The organism is Dyella sp. 2RAB6 (assembly GCF_052115385.1).
Taxonomy (GTDB): Bacteria; Pseudomonadota; Gammaproteobacteria; order Xanthomonadales; family Rhodanobacteraceae; genus Dyella_D.
In genome coordinates, this window is sequence record NZ_JBFRGP010000015.1 from 43656 (window position 1) to 67024 (window position 23369).

Annotated in this window: 21 protein-coding genes; 14 read left to right on the forward strand and 7 right to left on the reverse strand. The window is 68.2% G+C overall.

All coding sequences use genetic code 11. The features are described from left to right. Positions 1-38 precede the first annotated feature (38 nt). The 4 genes from pbpC to bla all read left to right on the forward strand — a co-directional run bounded on the left by pbpC (position 39) and on the right by bla (position 5137). Positions 39-2447: a penicillin-binding protein 1C gene (gene pbpC, locus AB4083_RS18000; protein ID WP_441609639.1), complete on the forward strand. Its 2409-nt coding sequence runs from the start codon at positions 39-41 to the stop codon at positions 2445-2447. A 100-nt stretch (positions 2448-2547) separates the two neighbouring features. After that, positions 2548-3837: an NAD(P)/FAD-dependent oxidoreductase gene (locus tag AB4083_RS18005; RefSeq protein WP_441609640.1), complete on the forward strand. Its 1290-nt coding sequence runs from the start codon at positions 2548-2550 to the stop codon at positions 3835-3837. Further along, on the forward strand, positions 3834-4181 hold the full coding sequence (locus AB4083_RS18010) for a tRNA-binding protein (protein ID WP_441609642.1): 348 nt from the start codon (positions 3834-3836) through the stop codon (positions 4179-4181). The genes AB4083_RS18005 and AB4083_RS18010 overlap by 4 nt, the downstream gene beginning before the upstream one ends. Before the next feature lie 80 nt (positions 4182-4261). Beyond that, a complete protein-coding gene (bla, locus tag AB4083_RS18015) occupies positions 4262-5137 on the forward strand; it encodes a subclass B3 metallo-beta-lactamase (protein ID WP_441609644.1) in 876 nt (291 codons plus the stop codon). 184 nt (positions 5138-5321) lie between these two features. On the opposite strand, the gene AB4083_RS18020 is transcribed toward bla, so the two are convergent. Then, positions 5322-6257, reverse strand: coding sequence for an MBL fold metallo-hydrolase (locus tag AB4083_RS18020; protein ID WP_441609646.1), 936 nt, complete (start codon positions 6255-6257; stop codon positions 5322-5324). 127 nt (positions 6258-6384) lie between these two features. On the opposite strand from AB4083_RS18020, the gene AB4083_RS18025 reads away from it, so the two are divergent. Next, on the forward strand, positions 6385-7029 hold the full coding sequence (locus AB4083_RS18025) for a trimeric intracellular cation channel family protein (protein WP_441609648.1): 645 nt from the start codon (positions 6385-6387) through the stop codon (positions 7027-7029). A gap of 22 nt (positions 7030-7051) precedes the next feature. Here the strand turns inward: AB4083_RS18025 and AB4083_RS18030 are convergent, their stop codons facing one another. From AB4083_RS18030 to AB4083_RS18050, 5 genes are all read right to left on the reverse strand, one after another. Beyond that, the gene (locus AB4083_RS18030; protein ID WP_441609650.1) at positions 7052-7789 is read right to left on the reverse strand and encodes a 2OG-Fe(II) oxygenase; all 738 of its coding nucleotides are present in this window, start codon (positions 7787-7789) and stop codon (positions 7052-7054) included. Next, positions 7786-8538 (reverse strand): methylated-DNA--[protein]-cysteine S-methyltransferase, encoded by a 753-nt coding sequence (locus AB4083_RS18035; RefSeq protein ID WP_441609652.1) that lies wholly within the window; start codon positions 8536-8538, stop codon positions 7786-7788. Before AB4083_RS18035 ends, AB4083_RS18030 begins: the two co-directional genes overlap by 4 nt. Positions 8539-8849: 311 nt before the next feature. Further along, positions 8850-10055: an acetyl-CoA C-acyltransferase gene (locus tag AB4083_RS18040; RefSeq protein ID WP_441609653.1), complete on the reverse strand. Its 1206-nt coding sequence runs from the start codon at positions 10053-10055 to the stop codon at positions 8850-8852. Between the two features lie 73 nt (positions 10056-10128). After that, positions 10129-12513 (reverse strand): 3-hydroxyacyl-CoA dehydrogenase/enoyl-CoA hydratase family protein, encoded by a 2385-nt coding sequence (locus AB4083_RS18045; RefSeq protein ID WP_441609655.1) that lies wholly within the window; start codon positions 12511-12513, stop codon positions 10129-10131. 76 nt (positions 12514-12589) lie between these two features. Further along, positions 12590-13207: a TetR/AcrR family transcriptional regulator gene (locus AB4083_RS18050; RefSeq protein WP_441609656.1), complete on the reverse strand. Its 618-nt coding sequence runs from the start codon at positions 13205-13207 to the stop codon at positions 12590-12592. Positions 13208-13444: 237 nt separating this feature from the next. Here AB4083_RS18050 and ndk point away from each other — a divergent pair, with 237 nt between their 5' ends. From ndk to moeB, 8 genes are all read left to right on the forward strand, one after another. Beyond that, positions 13445-13870 carry a nucleoside-diphosphate kinase gene (gene ndk / locus AB4083_RS18055; RefSeq protein WP_441609658.1) on the forward strand — a complete coding sequence of 142 codons (426 nt, stop codon included), beginning with the start codon at positions 13445-13447 and terminating at the stop codon, positions 13868-13870. 67 nt (positions 13871-13937) lie between these two features. Continuing rightward, positions 13938-15074, forward strand: a complete 1137-nt coding sequence (gene rlmN, locus AB4083_RS18060) for a 23S rRNA (adenine(2503)-C(2))-methyltransferase RlmN (RefSeq protein WP_441609660.1) — start codon at positions 13938-13940, stop codon at positions 15072-15074. After that, the gene (pilW, locus tag AB4083_RS18065) at positions 15064-15843 is read left to right on the forward strand and encodes a type IV pilus biogenesis/stability protein PilW (RefSeq protein ID WP_441609662.1); all 780 of its coding nucleotides are present in this window, start codon (positions 15064-15066) and stop codon (positions 15841-15843) included. Before rlmN ends, pilW begins: the two co-directional genes overlap by 11 nt. An 80-nt stretch (positions 15844-15923) precedes the next feature. After that, positions 15924-16874, forward strand: coding sequence for a RodZ domain-containing protein (locus tag AB4083_RS18070; protein WP_441609663.1), 951 nt, complete (start codon positions 15924-15926; stop codon positions 16872-16874). Positions 16875-17085: 211 nt separating this feature from the next. Continuing rightward, a complete protein-coding gene (locus tag AB4083_RS18075) occupies positions 17086-17736 on the forward strand; it encodes a YfgM family protein (RefSeq protein WP_441609665.1) in 651 nt (216 codons plus the stop codon). A gap of 11 nt (positions 17737-17747) precedes the next feature. Continuing rightward, positions 17748-18944 carry an outer membrane protein assembly factor BamB gene (bamB, locus tag AB4083_RS18080; protein ID WP_441609667.1) on the forward strand — a complete coding sequence of 399 codons (1197 nt, stop codon included), beginning with the start codon at positions 17748-17750 and terminating at the stop codon, positions 18942-18944. Positions 18945-18966: 22 nt separating this feature from the next. Then, positions 18967-20367 carry a ribosome biogenesis GTPase Der gene (der, locus tag AB4083_RS18085; RefSeq protein ID WP_441609669.1) on the forward strand — a complete coding sequence of 467 codons (1401 nt, stop codon included), beginning with the start codon at positions 18967-18969 and terminating at the stop codon, positions 20365-20367. Positions 20368-20645: 278 nt separating this feature from the next. Next, entirely contained in the window at positions 20646-21812 is a 1167-nt protein-coding gene (gene moeB / locus AB4083_RS18090; protein ID WP_441609671.1) for a molybdopterin-synthase adenylyltransferase MoeB, read from the forward strand. A 3-nt stretch (positions 21813-21815) separates the two neighbouring features. On the opposite strand, the gene AB4083_RS18095 is transcribed toward moeB, so the two are convergent. Beyond that, positions 21816-22385 (reverse strand): GNAT family N-acetyltransferase, encoded by a 570-nt coding sequence (locus tag AB4083_RS18095; protein ID WP_441609673.1) that lies wholly within the window; start codon positions 22383-22385, stop codon positions 21816-21818. Positions 22386-22447: 62 nt separating this feature from the next. Here AB4083_RS18095 and folD point away from each other — a divergent pair, with 62 nt between their 5' ends. After that, the gene (gene folD, locus AB4083_RS18100; protein WP_441609675.1) at positions 22448-23317 is read left to right on the forward strand and encodes a bifunctional methylenetetrahydrofolate dehydrogenase/methenyltetrahydrofolate cyclohydrolase FolD; all 870 of its coding nucleotides are present in this window, start codon (positions 22448-22450) and stop codon (positions 23315-23317) included. Positions 23318-23369 lie beyond the last annotated feature (52 nt).

Here is a 23369-nt window from a genome sequence, read left to right on the forward strand (position 1 = left end):
CTGAGGAAATAGCGAAGCTCCGCAGAGCTTCGATCGCAATGAAAGCTCTATTAGCCCATCCCGCCGTCAAAGCCCTCACCCGCTGGATCCTCCGCTGGCAGAACTGGCTGGTCGGCGCGGCGCTGATCGCCGCCGTGCTGGCGGGCTTGCGCCTGTGGCCGCATCCGCGCCTGCGCGAATGGATGCCTTCGTCCACCGCGGTGTACGACGCCAAGGGCCGCCTGCTGCGCCTCACCCTGGCCAGCGACGAGCGCTACCGCCTGTGGGTGCCGCTGAAGGACATCGCGCCGCCACTGGTCGAGGGCGTGCTGCTGCACGAGGACCGCTGGTACCGCTGGCATGCCGGCTTCAATCCTTATGGCCTGGCGCGCGGCGCCTGGGTCACCTATGTGCGCCACGGCAATCCGCAGGGCGGCTCCACCGTCACCATGCAGCTCGCGCGGCTGCTGTGGCGGCTCAATACGCGTTCGCCGCTGGGCAAGCTGCGCCAGCTCGGCCGCGCGGTGCAGCTGGAACTGTTCTATTCGAAGGACGAGATCCTCGAGGCCTATCTCAACTACGCGCCGTACGGGCGCAATGTGGAAGGCGTCGGCGCTGCCAGCCTGGCCTATTTCGACAAGCCGCCCGCCGCGCTGACCTTGCCCGAAGCGCTGACCCTGGCGGTGGTGCCGCAGGATCCGACCCGCCGCCTGCGCGCGGGCGGCGCCGCGGCGGACGCGGCGCCGGAGGTGATCAACCGCCATCTCGCCGATTCGCGCAATCGTCTGTACACGCGCTGGTTACACCAGCATCCGGCCGATGCCGCGCTGAAGCCGCTGTTTGCCTTGCCGCTCAACCTGCGCTCGCTGTCGCGCCTGCCGTTCGAGGCGCCGCATGCGGTGGAGCAGCTGCTCAACGCGAGGCGGCTGGAGGCCGCCGCGACCGACAGCCGCGTTGCCACCACGCTGGACCTGGACCTGCAGCACGACCTGGAACGACAGGTCGCCCGCTATATCGAACGCAACCAGTCGCGCGGCGTGCGCAACGCGGCGGCGATCCTGGTCGATACGCGCGACATGTCGATCAAGGCGATGATCGGTTCGGCCGGCTATGCCGACGCCGCCATCCATGGCCAGGTCAACGGCACGCTGGCCAAGCGCTCGCCGGGTTCGACCCTGAAGCCGTTTATCTACGCGCTGGGTTTCGACCAGGGCGTGCTGCATCCGCAGACCGTGCTGCGCGACGTGCCCACGTCGTTCGGCCCTTACACGCCGGAGAACTTCGACGGGCATTTCCTCGGCCCGGTGACGGCGACCGAGGCGCTGGTGCGCAGCCGCAATATCCCGGCGGTGTGGGTCGCCTCGCAGCTGCACGGGCCGAGCTTCTACCAGTTCCTGCGCGACGCCGGCATCGGTCGCCTGGCCAGCGAGAAGCACTACGGCCTGGCCCTGGTGCTCGGCGGCGGCGAAGTCACCATGCAGGAGCTGGCGAGCCTGTACGCGATGCTGGCCAACCGTGGCGAACTGAAACCCTTGCGCCTGGCGGCGAACGATCCGGTGGCGAAGCAGGGCACCCGCCTGCTCAGCGAAGAAGCCAGCTTCATGGTGATGGACATGCTGCGGCAGAACCAGCGGCCGGACGAAACCACCGGCGCGCAGCCGAACCGCCTGCCGGTGTACTGGAAAACCGGCACCTCGTGGGGCTTCCGCGATGCCTGGACCGCCGGCAGCTTCGGGCCCTATGTGCTGGTGGTGTGGGTGGGCAATTTCGACGGCAGCGGCAACCCCGCCTTTGTCGGCGTGGAGGCGGCCGCGCCGCTGTTCTTCCAGATCGTCGACGCGCTGCGCGCCGAGCAGCCGGGCATGGCCGAGCCGATCCGCCATATGCCGGCCAATCTCAAGCGCGTATCGATCTGCCTGGCCAGCGGCGAGCTGCCGAACCAGTGGTGTCCGCAGAAGGGCAGCACCTGGTTCATTCCCGGCAAGTCGCCGATCCGGGTCAGCCAGGTGCATCGCCCGGTGGTGATCGACGACGCCACCGGCAAGCCGGCCTGTCCGCCCTACGCCGGCAAGCGCACCCATCTGGAGGTGTACGAGTTCTGGCCGTCCGAACTGCAGCAGGTGTTTATCCAGGCCGGCATCCCGCGCCGAACGCCGCCGCGCAACGAGGCCTGCGTCAACGGCGGCGAGGCGGTGGGCGAACCGCCGCGGATCACCTCGCCGCTACGCGGCAGCATCTATGCGCTGCGGCTGAAGCGGCGCGAGGACGACCGCATCGCCTTCAGCGCCAACGGCGACGCCGCCACGCGCACCTTGTACTGGTTCGTCAACGACGCCTATGTCGGCAGCAGCGCGCCGGGGCAGCCGCTGTTCTGGCAGGCGCCGACGGCGGGCAACTACGACGTGCGCGTGGTCGACGACCGCGGCATGAGCGATACGCGCCCGCTGGGCGTGAGCCTGGTCGAATGAGGCAGGCCCGATTGACCCTGCCAAGGGTCACCCCGGAGCCCGCGCGGGGCTGCGCTATGCTGCCAGGCCTGTCCCGCGCAGCCTGCCTCCGAGCGCCACCATGAAGCAGTCACCGGCCTCTTCCTATTACCGCGCCACGGCCAAGGCCTACGAGCCGTACGCCGCGTTGCGCGGCCGCGCCGAGGCCAAGGTAGTCATCGTCGGCGGCGGTTTCGCCGGCCTGCATACGGCGCTGGCACTGGCCGAGCGCGGCGTGCGCGACGTGGTGCTGCTGGAGCGCGAGCAGGTCGGCTTCGGCGCCTCGGGCCGCAACGGCGGCTTCGTGTTCGCCGGCTATTCGCTGGGCGAGCAGAGCCTGCTGGACCAGCTCGGCGAGGAGCGCGCCCGCGCGCTGTTCGGCCTGACCACCGCGGCGGTCGAACGCATCCGCGCGCAGGTGCTGCGTTATGGCATCGACTGCGATCTGGTCGACGACGGCGTGCTGTGGGCCAACTGGTTCCGCGACCCCGCCGTGCTGCGCGCGCGCCAGGCGCTGCTGGAAAAACACTATGGCGTGCAGTGGGAATGGGTGCCGCAGCAGGCGCTGCGCGAACGCGTGCATAGCGCGCGCTATTTCGACGGGCTGTACGAGCGCCACGCCTTCCACCTGCATCCGCTGAACTTCGCCGTCGGCCTGGCCGCGGCGGCCGCGGGGCAGGGCGTGCGCATCCACGAAAACACCGACGCCTGGCGGCTGCGCCGCGACGGCTTGCGCTGGCGCGTGGAGACCGACCAGGGCGCGGTGCTGGCCGAGCACGTGGTGCTGGCCTGCGGCGGCTACCTGGCCGGGCTGCGGCGCTCGATCGACCGCGCCATCCTGCCGATCGCCACCTATGTGATGACCACCGAGCCGCTGGGCGAGCGCCTGCGCGAATGCCTGGACACGCGCGCGGCGGTCTACGACACCCGCTTCGCCTTCGACTACTACCGCCCGCTGCCGGATACGCGCCTGCTCTGGGGCGGCCGCATCTCCATCCGCAACCGCTCGCCGCAGGCGGTGCGCCGCCTGCTGACGCACGACATGCTGCGCGTGTTTCCGGCGCTCAAGGGCGCGCGCGTCGACTTCGCCTGGTCCGGCCTGATGAGCTACGCGCGCCACCAGATGCCGCAGATCGGCGGCGGCGAGGAAGGCCTGTGGTGGGCGCAGGCGTTCGGCGGCCACGGCCTGGCACCCACCTGCGCGGCCGGCGAGCTGCTCGCCGCGGCGATCGCCGAACGCGACGAGCGCTGGAAGCTGTTCGCCAACTACGGGCTGGCGCATGCGCATCGCCCCGCCGGCTACCTGGCGGCGCAGGCGAGCTACTGGTGGCACCAGGGCCGGGACTGGTTCAAGACGAGGCTGGAAGCATGACGACCGAAGACGCAGCACCCATCAGCTGGGCCGATTTCGAAAAGGTGCTGCTGGTGGCCGGCACCGTCACACGGGTGGAAGCGTTTCCCGAGGCGCGCAAGCCGGCCTGGAAAGTGTGGGTGGACTTCGGCCCCTACGGCGAGAAGAAGACCAGCGCGCAGATCGCTGCGTTGTACCGGCCCGAGGACCTGCTCGGCCGGCAGATCGTCGGCGTGATCAATTTTCCGGAGAAACAGATCGGGCCGTTCCGTTCGCAATTCCTGCTGACCGGCTTTCCCACCGACGAGGGCGTGGTGATCACCGGCATCGAACGCCCGGTGCCGAACGGCACGCGCCTGGCCTGAGCCGCTGTTCGCCCGCGTCGGGCCATCTCCGCTCCACACACGGCCGGCATGCTGCGGTCTTTCCCCGCTCAGGACGCACGATGAACAAGCCGCTCCGCCTCCTTCTTGCCGGCGCCGTCGCGCTGGCTTGCGCCCAGCTGCATGCCGCCGACGACCGCGGCTGGAGCACGCCCGAAAAGCCGTTCCGCATCTACGGCGATACCTGGTACGTCGGCACGCATGGCCTGAGCGCGATCCTGATCACCTCGCCGCAGGGCCACGTGCTGATCGACGGCACCTTGCCGGAGAATGCGAAGCTGGTGGAGCAGAACATCCGCTCGCTCGGTTTTCGCCTCGGCGACGTCAAGGCGATCCTCAACTCGCATGCGCACGCCGATCATGCCGGCGCGATCGCCGCGCTGGCCGCTGCCAGCGGCGCTCCGGTCTACGCCAGCCACTACGGCGCGGAGGAACTGAAGGCCGGCGGCGATTATGCGGAGGATCCGCAGAACGGCGAGGCGCCGCATTTCCCGAAGGTGGCCAAGGTCAACGAGGTGAGCGACGGCGGCACGGTGAAGGTGGGCGATATCGTGGTGACCGCGCATTACACGCCGGGCCATACGCCGGGTGCGACGACGTGGACCTGGCGCTCCTGCGACAAGGATCGCTGCCTCGACGTGGTCTATGCCGACAGCATCACCGCCTTCACCAACGACGTATATCGCTACAGCGACCCCGCGCATCCCGAGCGCGTCACCGCTTTCCGCAAAACTTTCGAGGTCGTCGCGGCGCTGCCCTGCGATGTGCTGGTCACCACGCATCCGGATATGAGCGATTTCCTCGGACGCGCCGCGGCGCATCGTGCGGGCAAGCAGCCGGATCCGTTGTTCGATCGCGATGCGTGCAAGGCGCTGGCGCAGTCGTCGGTGGTGAAGTTCGATGAGAAGTTGAAGCAGGAGCGCGCTGCGAAGCCCTGAGGCCACCCAACCCCGTCATTCCGGCGCAGGCCGGAATCCAGTAGAGGGGCGCCGCATGGAGCGAGTCGCTCCAGGGCGTCGCTCTTGAACGTACTCGCGACAACCAAACCTTATCGCTACTGGATTCCGGCCTGCGCCGGAATGACGGGGTCGGGATGGTGACGCACTTGGGGGCGGTGGTGAATCAGCCGCCGCGATCCAGCCACACTTCCAGCCCCTGCGCATTGAGCTCGATATCCATGCCCAATATCCGCAGCAAGTCATCGCGCGAGCCCTTCCAGCCATGCGCCGCCAGGCGTCCGGCGTACAGATCGGTCAGCGCCCACTTCAGCTCTTCGTGGCGCTTGTCCTTCGGCTCGCCGCGCACCGCATGGCCCAGGCTGACCATCGCGTCGATCTGCGCATGCAGCCCCTTGGCCAGCCGCTCGATATCGCCGACGGGGCCGAAGTGGGTGACGTACATGGCATCGGGTTTCAGTGCGACCAGCCGGTCGATCGACTGGTGCAGCGCCTCGGGTTCGAACTGCACCGGCGTGCTGGTGGGGATCGCGAAGGGGCCGCGTTCGGTATCGAACTCGCGATACGAAAGGCCAAAGGTATCGCCGGTAAAACAGGCCCGGCCCTGTTCGTCGTAGACGCACAGATGGTGCCTTGCATGCCCCGGCGTATCCAGGCAGCGCAGCGGCCGTCCGTGCAGTTCGACCACGTGGCCTTCCGGTGCTTCCACCACGCGTTCGGCCGGAATCGGCCGCAGGCGCCCGTAGCTTTTCTGCATCACCTCATCGCCGTACACCGCCGTGGCGCCGGCCCATAACTGGGTCGGATCGATCATGTGCCGCGCGCCGCGCGGATGCACCACGGCCCTCGCGTTCGGCAGCTGCGCCATCAGCTCGCCGGCGCCGCCGGCATGGTCCAGGTGCACGTGGGTGAGGATCAGCCAGTCCACCTGGGCCGGCGTGAGGCCGGCCTGGTCCAGCGCCTCGAGCATGCGCGGCACGGCGTAGTTAGTGCCGCAGTCGATAAAGGCGCCATGGCCTTGCTCGACCACCAGGTAGGCGGCATCGAAGCGCGGACGGACGAAGCCGGTGTCGATGACGTGGATGCCGTGTGAGGGAGCCATATCCGCCTTCGCCGTGGATATTGAGGTAGGTTGGGGTGAGCCGCCGGCGAACCCCAACAGGTCTCGCCGGCAACCCGCCTGTTGGGGTTCGCCGGCGGCTCACCCCAACCTACCATTATTCATGCCCATGACCCCCGATTTTATGACGCATGTGCTGCTGCTGGTGCTCGACCTGCTCGGCACCTTCGTGTTCGCCCTCAGCGGCGCGCTCACCGGTGTGCGGCGCCAGCTCGACCTGTTCGGCGTGCTGGTACTGTCCTTCGCCGCGGGCAATGCCGGCGGCATCACCCGCGACCTGCTGATCGGCGCCACGCCGCCGGCGGCGATCGCCGACTGGCGCTACCTGGCGGTGTCCGTGCTGGCCGGCATCGTCACTTTCTACCGCTATGGCCTGATCGAGCGCCTGAAAAACCCGGTACAGATGTCGGATGCGGCCGGCCTGGCGCTGTTCGCCGTGGCCGGCGCGCAGAAGGCGCTGGCGCATGGGCTCAATCCGGCGATGGCTGCCTTGCTGGGCATGCTCACCGGCGTCGGCGGCGGCATCCTGCGCGACGTGCTGGTCACGCAGATCCCGACCGTGCTGCGCGCGGACCTGTATGCGGTGGCCGCGCTGGCTGGCGCCGCGATCGTGGTGGCAGGCGACTGGCTGCACCTGCCGCCCACGCTGTCCATCCTGACCGGCGCGGCGGCCTGCTTCGGCCTGCGCTTCATGGCGATCCGCTACGGCTGGCATCTGCCGCGCGCGATGGGCGCGCAGGAGCCGCCGGCTTGATGCGCGCGTGGCCGCGCGGCGCCTAGGTGGCGTCGTGGAAGATGATCCCCAGCGTGTGGCGCCGCCCGGAGCGCAACTCGCTGACGCCGTGGCGCAGGTTCACCCGGTAGCTGCCGCGGCTGCCGCGCACGGGGCGGTGATGCACGGCGAAGATCACCGCATCGCCTTCGCCGAGCGGCACCACGTGCGGACGCGATTGCATGCGCGGGCGCTGCTCGGTCAGCACGAACTCGCCGCCGCTGAAATCGCGCCAGGGTTCGCAAAGCAGCACGGCCACCTGCAGCGGAAACACATGTTCGCCGTAGAGATCCTGGTGCAGGCAGTTGTAGTCGCCGGTGCCGTAGCGCAACAGCAGCGGCGTCGGGCGTAGCTGGCCGGCGTGATGGCAGCGTTGCAGGAACTCGGCGTGCCGTTCCGGATAGCGCACGTCGATGCCCATCGCTTCGTTCCACTGGTTGGCCAGCGGCGCCAGGCGCGGATAGAGCGCGGCGCGCAGCTCGGCCACCGGCGAGGGCAGGGGATAGTCGAAGTACTGGTACTCGCCACGGCCGAAGCCGTGGCGAGCCATCAGCACCTTGCTGCGGAACAGCGCCGGGCGGTCGTACAGCGAGACGATCCGGTCGCAGGTTTCCGGCGCGAGCAGGCCGGGCAGTACGGCGTGCCCTTGCGCATCCAGTTGCTGCAGCACGCGCGGCCAGTCGAACGCCGCCAGGCGCGCGTCGACATCGTCGCCGGCCAACGCTTCGATCATTGCACTCATGCCCGCGCCTCCCGCTCCAGCAGCGCGCGCTTGCGCTCGACACCCCAGCGATAGCCGGACAGCGAGCCGTCGCCGCGGATCACCCGATGGCAAGGCACCGCCATCGCCAGCGCATTGGCGCCGCAGGCCAAGGCCACGGCGCGCGATGCGTCCGGCATGCCGATGCGCAGGGCGACTTCCTTGTAGCTCGCCGTGTTGCCGGCGGGGATCGCGCGCAGCGCTTCCCATACCTTGCGCTGGAACGGCGTGCCGCGCAGGTCGAGCGTGGCCTTGAACGCCGTATCCGGATGCTCGATCAGCGCCGCGGCCTGTGCGAGCGTCGCGGCCAGTGCAGCGTCGTCGCGGGTCAGTTCCGTCTGCGCAAAGCGCTGGCGCAGATCCGCTTCCAGCGCCCCGGCGTTCTCGCCGAACAGGATCGCGCACACGCCGCGCTCGCTCGCTGCTACCAGCAGCATGCCCAGCGGCGAGTCGCCGATGCCGTAGTGCAAGGCTTCGCGCACACGGTCCGGCCGGCAGCGTGCGCAGGGCCGGAAGCCGGCGCGTTCGGCGTCTTCGCGCCTATGGTGAAACGCGACGTTTTCGGGGCGTGCCGGGCGCGCGGCACAGGAAGGTTTGCAATACACGCCGGTGCTGCGCACCGAGTACCAGAACGAGCCATCGGCACGCTCGTCGCGGTTGCGCATCTGCGTCCAGCGCGGATCGCGCAGGGTGGCGTCGATATGGTCTTTCATTCGAGCGGCGGCGTTCATGGCGCGTCTCCTGGTTCGAGGGTGACGCCAGCTTAGGTTTCGCGCGACTTGCGCACACTCCGATTCTTGCTGTGGGCGTTGTCCATAAAAAAGCGCTGCACCAGGCGACGCTTTTTCTCTCTACTTTCCAAGGCCGGATCCTTCTCCCTGTGGGAGCACGCGGGGAGCGCACAGGGATGTGCGCGGCTCTGAGGAGCGAGGAAGGTGGCGGCAGCCGGATGAGGGTACGGGCGGAGCGATGCACATCACTCTTGCGCTCCGCCCGTACCCTCACCCCAACCCCTCTCCCAGTGGGAGAGGGGCTTCAAAGCTCAAAGCGACTCGAAGATCCCCGCCGCGCCCATGCCGGTGCCGATGCACATGGTCACCATGCCGTACTTCTGCTTGCGGCGGCGCATGCCGTGCACCAGGGTGGCGGCGCGGATCGCGCCGGTGGCGCCCAGCGGGTGGCCGAGCGCGATGGCGCCGCCCAGCGGATTGATCTTCGAAGGATCCAGGCCCAGGTCCTTGATCACTGCCAGCGACTGCGCGGCGAAGGCTTCGTTGAGCTCGATCCAGTCCAGCTGGTCCTGGGTCAGGCCGGCCTGCTTGAGCGCCTTCGGAATCGCTTCCTTGGGGCCGATGCCCATGATGTCCGGACGCACGCCGGCCACCGCATAGCTGACGAAGCGGGCGATCGGCGTCAGGCCGTATTCCTTGATCGCCGCCTCACTGGCCAGCAGCACCGCGCCGGCGCCATCGGAGGTCTGCGAGGAATTGCCCGCGGTGACCGAGCCGCCGAACTGGCCGTTGCGGAACACCGGCTTGAGCTTGCCCAGCACGTCCACCGTGCTGCCCGGGCGCGGGCCTTCGTCGGTGTCGATCAGACGGCTATCCGTCTTGATCGAGCGCGAGGCCAGGTCCGGGTAGTGGTCGTCGAGCTTGAACGGGGTGATCTCGTCCTTGAACTCGCCGCCCTTGATCGCGGCCAGCGCGCGCTCGTGGCTGGCGGCGGCGAACGTGTCCTGCTCTTCGCGGCTGACCTTCCACTGCTTGGCCACGTTCTCGGCGGTGATGCCCATGCCGTAGGCGATGCCGATGTGCTCGTTATCGAAGATGCCGGGGTTCATCGCCACCTTGTGGCCCATCATCGGCACCATGCTCATGCTCTCGGTGCCGGCGGCCAGCATCAGGTCCGCTTCGCCCAGGCGGATGCGGTCGGCGGCCTGGGCGATGGCCTGTACGCCGGAGGAGCAGAAACGGTTGACGGTGACGCCCGGCACGGTGTCCGGCAGGCCGGCCAGCAGCAGGCCGATGCGCGCCACGTTCATGCCTTGCTCGGCTTCGGGCATGGCGCAGCCGACGATCACGTCGCCGATGCGGTGCGGGTCGATGCCCGGCGCCTGCGCCATCACGGCGCGGATCACGTGGGCCAGCATGTCGTCGGGACGGGTATTGCGGAACACGCCGCGCGGTGCCTTGCCGACCGGGGTGCGGGTGGCGGCGACGATGTAGGCGTCTTGCACTTGCTTGCTCATGGTCTTTTGCTCCGTGGCGTCGCGCGATGCGCGGCGACGCCGTCAGGGATGGAAGGGTTCGGTGGCGTCGGCGTCAGTTGCGCAGCGGCTTGCCGGTGGTCATCGTGTGGGCGATGCGCGCCTGGGTCTTTTCCGTCTGCGCCAGCTCCACGAAGTGCTTGCGCTCCAGCTCCAGCAGCCATGCCTCGTCCACCTGCGAGCCACGCTCGATCGCGCCGCCGCACAAGGTGTCGGCGATGCGCGTGGCGATCGCCACGTCGTGCTCGGAGACGAAGTAGCCGGCCTGCATATTGGCCAGCGAGGCGCGGAAGGTGGCGGTGCCGACGTCGCCGGCCACCGGGATGCTGCGCGCCGGCAGCGGCGGGCGGTAGCCGCTCTCGGCCAGTGCACGCGCCACCTGCTTGGCCACGTAGAGCAGTTCGTAGGCGTTGAACACCACCACGTCGCTGTCGCGCAGCAGGCCCAGCTGCTTCGCTTCCATCGCGCTGCCGGAGACCTTGGCCATGGCCACCGTCTCGAACACTTTCTTCAGCGGCTCGAACGGATCGCCCGGGTTGGCCTGCGCCGCGCGGATCGCCAGCTCGTGCAGGCCGCCGCCGGCCGGCAGCAGGCCGACGCCTGCCTCGACCAGGCCGATATAGCTTTCCAGCGCCGCCACGGTGCGCGCCGAATGCATCTGGAATTCGCAGCCGCCGCCCAGGGCCAGGCCGCGCACGGCCGACACCACCGGCACCAGCGAGTGCTTGATGCGCATGCTGGTGCGCTGGAAGTTGGCGACCATCGCCTCGAAGTCGCCCAGCTTGCCGGCCTGCAGCAGGCCCAGCGCGCCCTTCAGGTCGGCGCCGGCGGAGAACGGTTCGCCGGTCTGCCAGATCACCACCGCCTTCAGCTGCTGCTCGGCGACGTCGATCGCCTGCTGGATGCCGTCGAGCACCTGGTCATTGACCGTGTTCATCTTGGTCTTGAACGAGATGATGCCGACGCCGTCGTCGCCCAGCGTCCACAGGCGCACGCCGTCGTTCTCCCACACCGTGCTGCCCTGGTCGAACTTCTCGCCCAGGATCGGATCGGGGAACAGCTGGCGCTGGTACACCGGGTGCTGCGAGCGCGGCTTGTCGGCGTTGGCACCGGCGGAGTACGAACCGCTCTTGCCGTGCACGCCGCTGCGCCCGTCGGTCACCCACGTCGGCAGCGGGGCGCTGCTCATGGCCTTGCCGGCGGCGATGTCTTCCTCGATCCACTTCGCCACCTGCTGCCAGCCGGCGGCCTGCCAGGTCTCGAACGGGCCGAGCTTCCAGCCGTAGCCCCAGCGGATGGCGAAGTCGACGTCGCGCGCGGTGTCGGCGATATCGGCCAGGTGGTAAGCCGTGTAATGGAACAGATCGCGGAAGGTGGCCCACAGGAACTGTGCCTGCGCATCGCTCGACGCGCGCAGCTTGGCGAACTTCTCCGCCGGGTCTCTGATGGCGAGGATCGCGGCCACTTCGTCGGAAGCCTGCTGCTCCGATGCGCGGTAGTCGCGCTTGGCGACATCCAGCACCACGATGTCCTTGCCGGCCTTGCGGTAGAAACCGGCGCCGGTCTTCTGGCCCAGCGCGCCCTGTTCGATCAGGCCCTGCAGCCACGCCGGCGCCTTGAAGTACTGGTGCCACGGATCGTCGGCCAGGGTGTCGGCCATGGTCTTGATCACGTGCGCCATGGTGTCCAGGCCCACCACATCGGCGGTGCGATAGGTGGCGCTCTTGGGACGGCCTACGGCCGGGCCGGTGAGCGCGTCGACCACGTCGAAGCCGAGCTTGAACTGCTCGGTGTGGTGCATGGTGGCCAGCATCGAGAACACGCCGATGCGGTTGCCGATGAAGTTCGGCGTGTCCTTGGCGTAGACCACGCCCTTGCCGACCACGGTGGTGAGGAAGGCTTCGAGGCCTTGCAGCACATCGGGGTGGGTGAGGCGGGTCGGGATCAGCTCGACCAGGTGCATGTAGCGCGGCGGATTGAAGAAGTGCACACCGGTGAAGCGGTGGCGCATTTCTTCGGGCAGCGCTTCGGCCAGGCCGTTGATCGACAGGCCCGAGGTGTTGCTGGCCAGCACGGCGTGCGGCGCGACGTAGGGCGCGATCTTCTTGTACAGATCCAGCTTCCAGTCCATCCGTTCGGCGATCGCCTCGATCACCAGGTCGACGTCCTTCAGGTGATCGAGGTCGTCGTCGTAGTTGGCCGGGATGATCGCGGCGGCGCGGCTGCCGTCGGCCAGCGGAGCAGGGGAGAGCTTCTTCAGGTTCTCGATCGCCTTGAGCGCGATGCCGCTCTTGGGACCTTCCTTGGCGGGCAGGTCGAACAGCACGGTCTCGACATTGGCGTTGGTCAGGTGCGCGGCGATCTGCGCGCCCATGACGCCGGCGCCGAGCACCGCGGCCTTGCGGATGCGCAGCGGATGGGATGCGACTGGAGCGGTCATTGGCTTCTCCGTGATACGGACACTGAGGGGTGTGTTGAAAACGCAAAGGAGGCCGTCGCCGGCCTCCGCAGAAAATTCAGGGGGCGTTGAGGCCGGCGGCCGCGAAGCGGATCAGGTGCTCGGCCGTCTGCTCACGATGCACCCGCTCGGTGACATCGCTTTTGCGCTGGATCATGCCGAAGCCGGACATGGCATGGGTCAGCGCGCCGGTGACCAGGTCCACCCGCCAGTACAGCTCCTGCTTGCTCAGGTCCGGCAGCAGGCGGCCGAATTCGGCGGTGAACTGGCGCATGACGTGGCCGTAGTTCTCCGACAGGAACTTGCGCAGGGTGTCGTCGTGTTCGGCGAAGGCGCGGGCCAGCACGCGCATGAAGAGCGAGCCGCTGCCTTCGTGGGACAGCTCCAGCGCCGGCTTGATAAAGGCCGCCAGGACGTCCTCCAGGCTGGTTTCCGGCAGGCCGGCAATGCGCGTCAGCGCGGCCATGCGGTGGCCGTTGAGCTGGTCCAGGCGGCGGCGGAAGACCTCTTCGATCAGGCGGTCCTTGCTGCCGAAGTGGTAGTTCACGGCGGCCAGGTTGACGCCCGCGGCAGCGGTGAGCTGGCGTAGCGAGGCGCCGTCGAAACCGTGCCGGGCGAATAATTCCTCGGCGGCGGTCAGGATGCGTTCCTTGGTCGAATGCGGCACGGCTTGCAAGCGGGCGGTCCCCCGGGTGGCTACGGCAGGAATCAAACGATCGTTTGAGCATACGGGGGAGGAATCCTCCCCGTCAAACGATCGTTTACAACGCCCGACGCCCGGCTTGCGAATCAGTTAGAATCTGTCAGACTTTCGTGAGCTAAATCCTCTACACGCCGTAGGATTTAGCCTACTTTGCTGGCTAGCTGGCCAGACCGCCCACTCAGATACCAGTTTTTCCGGAGCAGACTACTCATGGCGCTGGAGCGCACCCTTTCGATCATCAAGCCCGACGCCGTCGCCAAGAACGTCATCGGCGAAATCTATGCCCGCTTCGAGAAGTCCGGTCTCAAGATCGTGGCCGCCAAGCAGAAACAGCTGTCGCGCCAGGAAGCCGAAGGCTTCTACGCCGTGCACAAGGAGCGTCCGTTCTTCAAGGCGCTGGTCGAGTTCATGATCTCCGGCCCGGTGATGATCCAGGTGCTGGAAGGCGACAACGCTGTGCTCAAGCACCGCGACCTGATGGGCGCCACCAATCCGAAGGACGCCGCGCCGGGCACCATCCGCGCCGATTTCGCCGACTCGATCGACGCGAACGCCGTGCATGGTTCGGACGCAGCTGAAACCGCACAGGTCGAGATCGCGTATTTCTTCGCCGCGACCGAAGTGCACTCCAGGTAATCCACCACGGCGCCCGTCATGGGCGCCGTCTGTCATGCGGCCACCGCGGCCGCGCTTTTCGAAGACGATGAACCAGGCCGTTTCCACTCCATCCACCGACAAGGTCAACCTGCTCGATTTCGATCGCCAGGGGCTGCGCGATTTCTTCGCCCAGCTCGGCGAGAAGCCGTATCGCGCCGAGCAAGTGATGAAGTGGATCTATCACCGCCTGGAAGACAACTTCGAGAACATGACCGACGTGGGCAAGGCGCTGCGCACCAAGCTCGAAGCGGCCTGCTACATCGGCGCGCCCAAGACCATGTTCGACAAGGGCGCCGTCGACGGCACGCACAAGTGGCTGCTGGGCATGGACGGCGGCAACGCCGTCGAAGCCGTGTACATCCCCGAGCCCACCCGCGGCACGCTGTGCGTGTCCTCGCAGGTGGGCTGCGGGCTGAACTGCCAGTTCTGCTCCACCGCCACGCAAGGCTTCAACCGCAACCTGGCCACGTCCGAGATCATCGGGCAGATGTGGGTGGCGGCCAAATATCTCGGCAACGTCACGCACCAGAGCCGCCGCATCACCAACGTGGTGATGATGGGCATGGGCGAGCCGCTGCTGAACTTCGACAACGTGGTGAAGGCGATGAGCCTGATGCGCGACGACCTGGGCTTCGGCCTGGCCGCCAAGCGCGTGACGCTGTCGACCGCCGGCCTGGTGCCGATGATCGACAAGCTGTCGGACGCCATCGACGTCTCGCTGGCGGTATCGCTGCACGCCGCCAACGACGAGCTGCGCACCGAGCTGGTGCCGCTCAACAAGCGTTATCCGATCGAGGAGCTGATGGGCGCCTGCCGCCGTTGGCTGGAGCGCCGGGCGCGCACCTCGATCACCTTCGAATACACGCTGATGAAGGGCGTCAACGACCAGCCCGAGCACGCGCGGCAGCTGATCAAGCTGATGCGCAAGATGCCCAACTGCAAGGTCAACCTGATTCCCTTCAACCCCTTTCCCGGCACGCGCTTCGAGCGCTCCGACGCCGACACGATCCGCGCCTTCCAGACCCAGCTGCTCAACGCCGGCATCCTCACCATGTTGCGCCGCACCCGCGGCGACGACATCGATGCGGCATGCGGCCAGCTCAAGGGACAGGTGCTGGACCGCACGCGCCGCCAGGCCGAATTCCGTAAACGACTCGACGAGGACGCGAGCCATGCGGCTTGATCGGATCCTGCTGGCCGCCTGTCTGGCCGCATCGCTGGCCGCCTGTACGACCACCGGCACCGACCCGGGGCCGAACCCGCGCGTCGCCAAGAGCGACAACGCGCTGGAAGGCGCGCGCGTGCATACCGAGCTGGCGCAGTCGTACATGCAGAACGGCGATCTGCAGGGCGCGCTGACCAAGCTCAACAAGGCGCTGTCCTTCGACCCGAACTACATGCCCGCGCACACCGTGATGGCGGTGCTGTACGAGCGCATCGGCAACCAGGCCGAGGCGGAAAAGCACTATCGCCGCGCGGCCGCGCTGGCGCCCGACAAGGGCGACCCCAACAACAACCTCGGCGCCTTCCTGTGCAAGACCGGCCGCGGGGCCGAGGCGGCGCAGTACTTCCAGAAGGCGGTGGCCGATCCGTTCTACCAGACGCCAGCCACGGCCTGGACCAATGCCGGCCGCTGCCTGGAGACCACCGGCGACGTTGCCGGCGCCGAGGACGACTACCGCAAGGCGATCGCGCTCGATCCGCAGAACGCCGACGCGCTGCTGCAGGTCGCCTCGCTGCTGTTCCAGCAGAACGACGCTTTCCGCGCGCGGGCCTTCCTGCAGCGCTACGACGCCCTGGGCCAGCTTTCGCCGGCCGGGCTCAAGCTGGGCCACGACATCGAACTCCGACTGGGCAACAAGGACGCTGCCCATAATTACAGCAGGCGATTGCAGAGCCAGTTCCCGGATTCGGAACAGGCCCGCGCCGTCGACTCAACCGCAAGCCAATGACATCCATGCAGTCACAGCCAACCGGTCCGGAGGCCGGGGACAAAGGTCTGTTCGACGCGAGCGCGCAGGGGGCGACCGCCATGATGGACACCGCCACAACGGAAAATTTCGGCGCGCGCCTGCGCGCCGCACGCGAGGCCAGGGGCCTGGACGTGGAGAGCTGCGGCCAGGTCTTGCGCCTGCCCGTACGCGTCCTGCGCCAGCTTGAGAGCGGCGACTATGCCGGGATCGACTACCAGGTCTACCTCGCGGGCTATCTCACCAAGTACGGCCACCATGTGGGCGTGGACGAGGCGGCCCTGCAGGCCGAACTCAGCCGCCTGACGCCGGCGCAGCCGACGCTGGTGGCCACCGGCGGCATCTCGCATTCGCGCTATCTGCTCGAACGCTATGCGCGCGCGGCCACCTACGTGGTGCTGACCGCGGCGATCGTGGTGCCGACGATCTGGCTGGGCGTGCGCGGCACGCTCGACCGCGACGTCAGCCACCTCGCACCGCTGGATTCCAAGCCGGTCGCACAGGCCGATCTGCCCGCTGCCAGCAGCGTGGCGAATGCGGGCGCGCTGGCCGCCAATGCACCGCTGTCCGCCGCGCCCAAGCCCGCCGGGCAGGCCGTCGAGCAGCAGCCCCTGAACCAGCAGCCGGTCGACCAGCAGCAAGAGCAGCCGCTGCTCGCCTCGATGGCGCCGTTCCCCAGCCTGGGCAGCGGCGACACCGCGCAACCCAAGGACACGGCCAGGGCCGAGCCGGTCGGCGACGGTGCGCACAGCCTGTCGCTGCAGCTGCCTAACGCCAGCTGGGTCGAAGTGGTGGCGCAGGACGGTTCGCGCCTGGAATATGGCCTGCTGCCGGCCGGCAGCAGCAAGACCTACCGCAGCGACAAGCCGCTGACGGTGCGCATCGGCAACGCCAGCGGTGCACAGGTCTCGCTCGACGGCCAGCCGGTGGTGCTGGACAGCTTCCGTCGCGCCAACGTGGCCCACTTCAAGGTGGACGTGCGCGACGGCAAGGCCACCCCGGCCGGCGTTTAAGCGGCGTTTCGCGGGTCGCGCCTGATCGCGCGACAGCGCCTGCGGGCAGGCTTCCGCTGGGTGGAGCGATCCACGCGGGGCAGTGCGATCGGTTATGCTTGTCCTTTGCCCGCTCGACGGCAGCGTCGAGCCGGGTCCGTTCCATTCTCTATCGCGCCAGGAAGGTCGCCGCACCTTCCGGCGGCATCTGTTCCCTATCAAGGGTGATTGCATGGCATTTGAAGTCTACGACGACTACGAGCAGGGCGAACGCGTACAGAAGTGGTTGCGCCAGAACGGTCTTTCGATCGTGGTCGGCGTCGCGATCGGCCTGGTCGGCATCTTCGGCTGGCAGCAGTGGAGCAACCACAAGGCCGGCCGCGAGAGCGAGGCGTCGCAGCTCTACCAGCAGTTGCAGACCGCTGTCGCCGGCGGCAAGACCGACCAGGCGGACACGCTCACCGAGCAGCTGTTCAAGGATTACGCCGAGTCGCCGTACGCGGTGTTCGCCGCGGGCGACCGCGCGGTGCGCCAGGCCAACGCCAAGCAGCTGGACAAGGCGCTGGTCTCGCTGAACTGGGCCGAGACCCACGCCGTCGATCCGAACCTGAAGGCGCTGATGCAGCTGCGCACCGCGCAGTTGCAGCTGGCGCAGGACAAGGCGGCCGACGCCGTGGCCACGCTCGACCGCATGGGCGCGAAAAACTACGAAGGCCTGAGTCAGGAACTACGTGGCGATGCCCTGGTCAAGCTTGGTCGCCCGGACGACGCGCGCAAGGCCTACGAGGCCGCCAAGGCAGCGCTGGGCGTGGGTGCGCCGCAGAGCGGCGCCTTGCAGTTGAAACTAGACAATCTGGCCGTGGCCGGGAAGCAGGGTGCATGAAAGCTGGTGTGATGAAACGAGCTTTGCTGGTCGGTCTGGTGTCGGTGGTGAGCCTGGCCGGCTGTCATTCCTTCAAGAAGGAAAACGTCCAGCCGCCCACGCCGCTCGACAAGGATTTCAAGCCGACGGCGCAGGTCACGCGCCTGTGGACCAGCAGCGTCGGCAAGGGCGCCGGTGAATCCGGCCTGCGCCTGCGCCCGGCCTTCGCCGATGGCGTGCTCTATGTAGCCAGCACCGACGGCAAGATCGAAGCGCTGGACGCCAGCAGCGGCAAGACGCTGTGGTCCAAGAGCTCCAGCACCAAGGGCTGGTTCGGCTGGGGCGACAAGAAGCGTAAAGACGCCTTCTACGCCGGCGGCCCGGCCGCGTCCGGCGACCTGCTGGCGATCGGCACGCTCGACGGCCACGTCTACGGCATCAACGCCAAGGACGGTTCGCCGCGCTGGGAGGCCACCGTCAGCTCCGAAGTGCTGGCGGCGCCGGCCGTGGTCGGCAACCTGGTGGTGGTGCGCGCCGGCGACGGCCGCCTGTACGGCCTGGACAGCACGTCCGGCGAGCGCCGCTGGGCCTACGACCAGAGCAATGTCCCGCTGCTCAGCCTGCGCGGCAACGGCCCGCTGCTGGTCGCCAACGGCGTGATCTTCTTCGGCAGCGACAACGGCAAGCTGGTCGCCCTGCGCCTGGACAACGGCGAGAAGCTGTGGGAACAGAACATGGCCAGCGGCGAAGGCCGCACCGAGATCGACCGCCTGAATGACACCGACGGCGCCATCGTGCTCGACGGCAGCACCCTCTACGGCGCCGCCTACCACGGCAACCTCGTCGCGGTGGACGGTCCCAGCGGCCGCCCGCTGTGGGCGCGCCCGTTCTCCACCTTCACTTCGGTCGACGTCAGCGGCAACGCCCTGTTCGGCGTGAATGACGATTCCCAGGTGTGGTCGTTCGACAAGAGCGCCGGCGCCGACATGTGGAAGAACGACAAGCTGAAGTACCGCTGGCTCACTTCGCCCACGGTGCAGAACAACTACGTGGTGGTCGCCGACAGCGAAGGCTACGTGCACTGGCTGCAGACCAGCGACGGTGCGCTGGCCGCACGCGAGCGCCTGTCGAAGAAGCCCATTCGCGCCCAGCCACTGGTGGTGGGCGATACCGTGTACGTCGAGGACGTGAAGGGCCGTATCGGCGCCTACCGCCTCGGCGGGCACTGATCCCGCAAGGTTGTAGTCCCAGATGCTGCCTGTCGTCGCCCTGGTCGGCCGCCCCAACGTCGGTAAGTCGACCCTTTTCAATGCCATGACGCGCAGCCGCGACGCCCTGGTGGCCGACATGCCGGGCGTCACCCGCGATCGCCACTACGGCGTCTGCCGCATCGGCGACCGCCCGTTCGTGGTGGTCGACACCGGCGGCCTTTCCGGCGTCGAGGAAGGCCTGGATGTGCTCACCGCGCAACAGGTCCGTCTCGCCATCGAGGAGGCCCAGGTGCTGGTGTTCGTGCTCGACGCGCGCGACGGCCTGCTGCCGCAGGACCGCGCGATCCTCGACGACCTGCGCCGCAGCGGCAAACCCATCATCGCCGCGGTCAACAAGACCGACGGCCTGGACCTGCAGAACGCGCTGGCCGAGTTCGCCGTGTTCGGCCTGGCCTCCACCTTGCCGTTGTCGGCCGCGCACAACCGCGGCACCGACGACCTGGTGCAGCACGTACTGCCGCTGCTGCCGGAAGACGTGCACGAGGAACTGGCGCCGGAAGACGTCGGCGCCATCCGCGTGGCCATCGTCGGCCGCCCCAATGCCGGCAAGTCGACCCTGATCAACCGCCTGCTCGGCGAAGAGCGCCTGATCGTCTCCAGCGTCGCCGGCACCACGCGCGATCCGATCCGCGTGCCGCTGGAACGCGACGGCCGCCGCTACGTGCTGATCGACACCGCCGGCGTGCGGCGCAAGGCGCGCGTCGAGGAAGCATTGGAGAAGTTCAGCGTCATCAAGACGCTGCAGTCGATGGCTGCCGCCCAGGTGGTGGTGGTGATGATCGACGCGCGCGAGAACCTGGCCGACCAGGATCTCACCCTGATCGGCCACGCCATGGACGAGGGCAGGGCGCTGGTGATCGCCGTCAACAAGTGGGACGGCATGGATGCGTACCAGCGCGAGCAGTGCGAGCGCGCTTTGGAGCGCCGCCTGCAGTTCGTCGACTGGGCCAAGAACGTATTCATCTCCGCGCTGCACGGCTCCGGCCTGCGCGAGCTGATGCGCGCGGTCGTGCGCGCCCACGACGCCGCCAACCGCGAGCTGGGCTCCTCCGAGCTGACCCGCACGCTGGAACGCGCCTACGAGGGCTACCAGCCCCCGCTGGTGCGCGGCCACGCGCCGAAGCTGCGCTTCGCCCATCCGGGCGGCAGCAATCCGCCGACCATCGTGATCCACGGCAGCCGCACCAAGCACATCGCGCCGGCCTACCGCCGTTATCTCGAGAACTTCTTCCGCAAGCGCTTCCGCCTGGAAGGCACGCCGGTGCGCATCGAATTCCGCGATGGCGAGAATCCGTACGCCGGCAAGAAGAACGTGCTGACCGAAGCGCAGCAGCGCAAGCGCCAGCGCATGGTGCGCGAGATGAAGAAGCGCAAGCGCTGAGTCGATACTGGCGACACCCCGCATCCTCGTCCCTGGCGACACCCCACACCCTCGTCATTCCGGCGCAGGCCGGAATCCAGTGGCGACAGCGTCTGATACGAGCCTTACCGTCTGAATGCTCTTAATGCATTAAGTCCTGAGCATCGTCGCCAGACCTGGCTCTTCCGTTACTGGATTCCGGCCTGCGCCGGAATGACGAGGGTGTGAGGTGTCGCTGTGGTGGAGCCGCGCCGCTCCATCACGCGCGCCCCTTCCCCGATCGTCTTAAACTCCACGGCATGACCGAGTCATTCAATCGCGAGAGCTGGCTCGCGCAGCTGCGCCAGCAGGTGCCGGAGATCTCCCCGGCCGAAGCGCTCACCCGGCAAGCCGGCGGAGCCCTCCTGATCGACGTCCGCGAAGACCACGAACGCGCCGACGGCACCCCCGCCGGCGCGCTGGGCCTGTCCCGCGGCTTCCTCGAACTGCGCATCGAACAGACCGAAGCTAACCGCGAGCGCCCCATCGTTGCTTTGTGCGGCAGCGGCCAGCGCTCGCTGCTCGCGGCCGAGGCGCTGCAGCGCATGGGTTACCGCCAGGTGTCGTCGGTGGCCGGCGGCTTCAACCGCTGGAAAGCCGAGGGCCTGCCCATCGTCACCGGTGCGCTCGATGCCGACGCCGCCGAACGCTACTCGCGCCAGCTGCGCCTGCCGCAGGTGGGCGAGGCGGGGCAGGCCAGGTTGGGCGCGGCGAAGATCGTGCTGCTCGGCGCAGGCGGCCTGGGCGCGCCGGCGGCGCTGTATCTCGCCGCGGCGGGCGTGGGGCAGCTCACCTTGATCGACGACGATCGCGTCGAGCGCTCCAACCTGCATCGCCAGGTGATCCATGCCGACGCGCGCGTCGGCATGGCCAAGACCGAATCCGCGCGGCTTGCGCTCAACGCGCTCAATCCGCGCGTGCGCATCGAGACCCGCGAAGAACGCCTGCGCGCCGATAACGTCGAGCGCCTGCTGGCCGGCCACGACCTGGTCATCGACGGTGCCGACAACTTCGCCGCGCGTTATCTGATCGCCGCGGCTTCGCGCCGGCTCAGCCTGCCGATGGTCTACGGCGCGGTGGAGCGCTTCACCGGCCAGGTCAGCGTGTTCGATCCGCGCCGTGACGATGCGCCGTGCTACCGCTGCCTGTTCCCCGAGCCGCCGTCCGCGGCGGAAGCGCCCAATTGCAGCGAGGCCGGTGTGCTCGGCGTGCTGCCCGGGCTGATCGGCCTGCTGCAGGCCACCGAGGCGCTGAAGCTGATCCTCGACCTGGGCGAAACGCTGTCCGGCCGCCTGCTGCATGTCGATGCGCTGGGCATGCGTTTCCGCGAAACGCGGCTGCGGCGCGATCCTTCGTGCCCGGGTTGCGGACGCGACGCCGTCTTCCACGGCTACGAGGACATCGCGCAGCTGTGCGCGTCGGCCTGAGCGCTACGCCAGGTCGGACGGAATCAGGGCATACACCGCCGCATCCACGGCGCTGTCATCGATCACCAGCCGCTGCCGCCCGATGCCTTCGAAGCGCGCGCCGGCTTTCTCCGCGCAACGGCGACTGGGCGCGTTATCCGCGGCGGCGACGATCTCCACGCGCACCAGCTTCAGCGTGTCGAAACCAAACCGCGCCACCGCCGGCACCGCGCGCGGCGCGATGCCCTGGCCCTGGCGCGATTGCCGCACCCAGTAACCGAGGTTGGCACTGCGATGCTGCCGGTTGAACTGGTTCAGCCCGACGCCGCCGGCCACGCTGCCGTCGGCCTCGTCGATGATGGCGAAGGCGAACAGTTCCTCCAGTTGCCAGCAGCCCTGGGCATGCGCGATCCACGCCACGCTGTCGTCGCGCGCATAGCCTTGGCGACACCAAGGCAGCCAGCGCCCCACGCTGTCGATCGACTCGCTGGCCGCCGCGAACAGCGCGTCGGCGTCCTCCGGCTGCCACGGGCGCACCCGCAGCGAGCCGGGTGGCAGCGGGAAGGAAGGCCAGGGAGCTTGATCCTGAGACATGGCAGTTTGTACGTGTCCGGGCGAGCCCGGATAATAGGCATCTTTGCAGGCGGGCAGACACCATGAGCGCACGGATCATCGACGGCAAACGCATCGCCAAGGAACTGCTCGACCGCATCGGCCGCCGCGTGGCCGAGCGCAAGGCGCAGGGGCTGGCCGAGCCGGGCCTGGCGGTGGTGCTGGTCGGCGACGATGCGGCTTCGGCCGTATACGTGCGCAACAAGCGCGCCGCCTGCAAGCAGGTGGGTTTCAACTCCTTCGGCTACGACCTGCCGACCAGCACCACGCAGGAAGAACTGTTCGCGCTGATCGACCAGCTCAATGCCGACCCCGCCGTGCACGGCATCCTGGTGCAGTCGCCGCTGCCGGAACATATCGACGAGGACGCCCTGGTCGACCGCATCGACCCGGCCAAGGACGTCGATGGCTTCCAGGCCATCAATATCGGCCGCCTCGCGCTGCGCCGCTTCGGCCTGCGCCCGTGCACGCCGCGCGGCGTGCTGACCCTGCTGGGCCACACCGACCGTCCCGTGCGCGGCCAGCATGCGGTGGTGGTGGGCGTGTCCAACCATGTCGGCCGTCCGCTGCTGCTGGAACTGCTGATCGCCGGCTGCACCACCACGGCCTGCCACAAGTTCACGCGCGATCTGGAAAGCCATATCCGCCAGGCCGATATCGTGATCGTCGCGGTGGGCCGTCCGGGCCTGATCAAGGGCGAATGGATCAAGCCGGGTGCGGTGGTGATCGACGTCGGCATCAATCGGCTGGACGACGGCCGCCTGGTCGGCGACGTGGAATTCGCGCCTGCCGCCGAGCGCGCCAGCTGGATCACGCCGGTGCCCGGCGGCGTCGGTCCGATGACCGTCGCCACGCTGCTGGAGAACACGCTGGAAGCCGCCGAAACCCGCGGCGCCACGCACAAGGCGCATTGAAGGAAAGCGCTCCAGGCCCCGCCTGCGACCTTGCGTACGCCCTTGGCGCTCT

What these genes read in the sequence shown, in the direction of transcription:
- pbpC (WP_441609639.1), top strand. Translation starts at nt 39, where the DNA reads ATGAAAGCTCTATTAGCCCATCCCGCCGTCAAAGCCCTCACCCGCTGG.
- AB4083_RS18005 (WP_441609640.1), top strand. Translation starts at nt 2,548, where the DNA reads ATGAAGCAGTCACCGGCCTCTTCCTATTACCGCGCCACGGCCAAGGCC.
- AB4083_RS18010 (WP_441609642.1), top strand. Translation starts at nt 3,834, where the DNA reads ATGACGACCGAAGACGCAGCACCCATCAGCTGGGCCGATTTCGAAAAG.
- bla (WP_441609644.1), top strand. Translation starts at nt 4,262, where the DNA reads ATGAACAAGCCGCTCCGCCTCCTTCTTGCCGGCGCCGTCGCGCTGGCT.
- AB4083_RS18020 (WP_441609646.1), bottom strand. Translation starts at nt 6,257, where the DNA reads ATGGCTCCCTCACACGGCATCCACGTCATCGACACCGGCTTCGTCCGT.
- AB4083_RS18025 (WP_441609648.1), top strand. Translation starts at nt 6,385, where the DNA reads ATGACCCCCGATTTTATGACGCATGTGCTGCTGCTGGTGCTCGACCTG.
- AB4083_RS18030 (WP_441609650.1), bottom strand. Translation starts at nt 7,789, where the DNA reads ATGAGTGCAATGATCGAAGCGTTGGCCGGCGACGATGTCGACGCGCGC.
- AB4083_RS18035 (WP_441609652.1), bottom strand. Translation starts at nt 8,538, where the DNA reads ATGAACGCCGCCGCTCGAATGAAAGACCATATCGACGCCACCCTGCGC.
- AB4083_RS18040 (WP_441609653.1), bottom strand. Translation starts at nt 10,055, where the DNA reads ATGAGCAAGCAAGTGCAAGACGCCTACATCGTCGCCGCCACCCGCACC.
- AB4083_RS18045 (WP_441609655.1), bottom strand. Translation starts at nt 12,513, where the DNA reads ATGACCGCTCCAGTCGCATCCCATCCGCTGCGCATCCGCAAGGCCGCG.
- ndk (WP_441609658.1), top strand. Translation starts at nt 13,445, where the DNA reads ATGGCGCTGGAGCGCACCCTTTCGATCATCAAGCCCGACGCCGTCGCC.
- rlmN (WP_441609660.1), top strand. Translation starts at nt 13,938, where the DNA reads ATGAACCAGGCCGTTTCCACTCCATCCACCGACAAGGTCAACCTGCTC.
- pilW (WP_441609662.1), top strand. Translation starts at nt 15,064, where the DNA reads ATGCGGCTTGATCGGATCCTGCTGGCCGCCTGTCTGGCCGCATCGCTG.
- AB4083_RS18070 (WP_441609663.1), top strand. Translation starts at nt 15,924, where the DNA reads ATGATGGACACCGCCACAACGGAAAATTTCGGCGCGCGCCTGCGCGCC.
- AB4083_RS18075 (WP_441609665.1), top strand. Translation starts at nt 17,086, where the DNA reads ATGGCATTTGAAGTCTACGACGACTACGAGCAGGGCGAACGCGTACAG.
- bamB (WP_441609667.1), top strand. Translation starts at nt 17,748, where the DNA reads ATGAAACGAGCTTTGCTGGTCGGTCTGGTGTCGGTGGTGAGCCTGGCC.
- der (WP_441609669.1), top strand. Translation starts at nt 18,967, where the DNA reads ATGCTGCCTGTCGTCGCCCTGGTCGGCCGCCCCAACGTCGGTAAGTCG.
- moeB (WP_441609671.1), top strand. Translation starts at nt 20,646, where the DNA reads ATGACCGAGTCATTCAATCGCGAGAGCTGGCTCGCGCAGCTGCGCCAG.
- AB4083_RS18095 (WP_441609673.1), bottom strand. Translation starts at nt 22,385, where the DNA reads ATGTCTCAGGATCAAGCTCCCTGGCCTTCCTTCCCGCTGCCACCCGGC.
- folD (WP_441609675.1), top strand. Translation starts at nt 22,448, where the DNA reads ATGAGCGCACGGATCATCGACGGCAAACGCATCGCCAAGGAACTGCTC.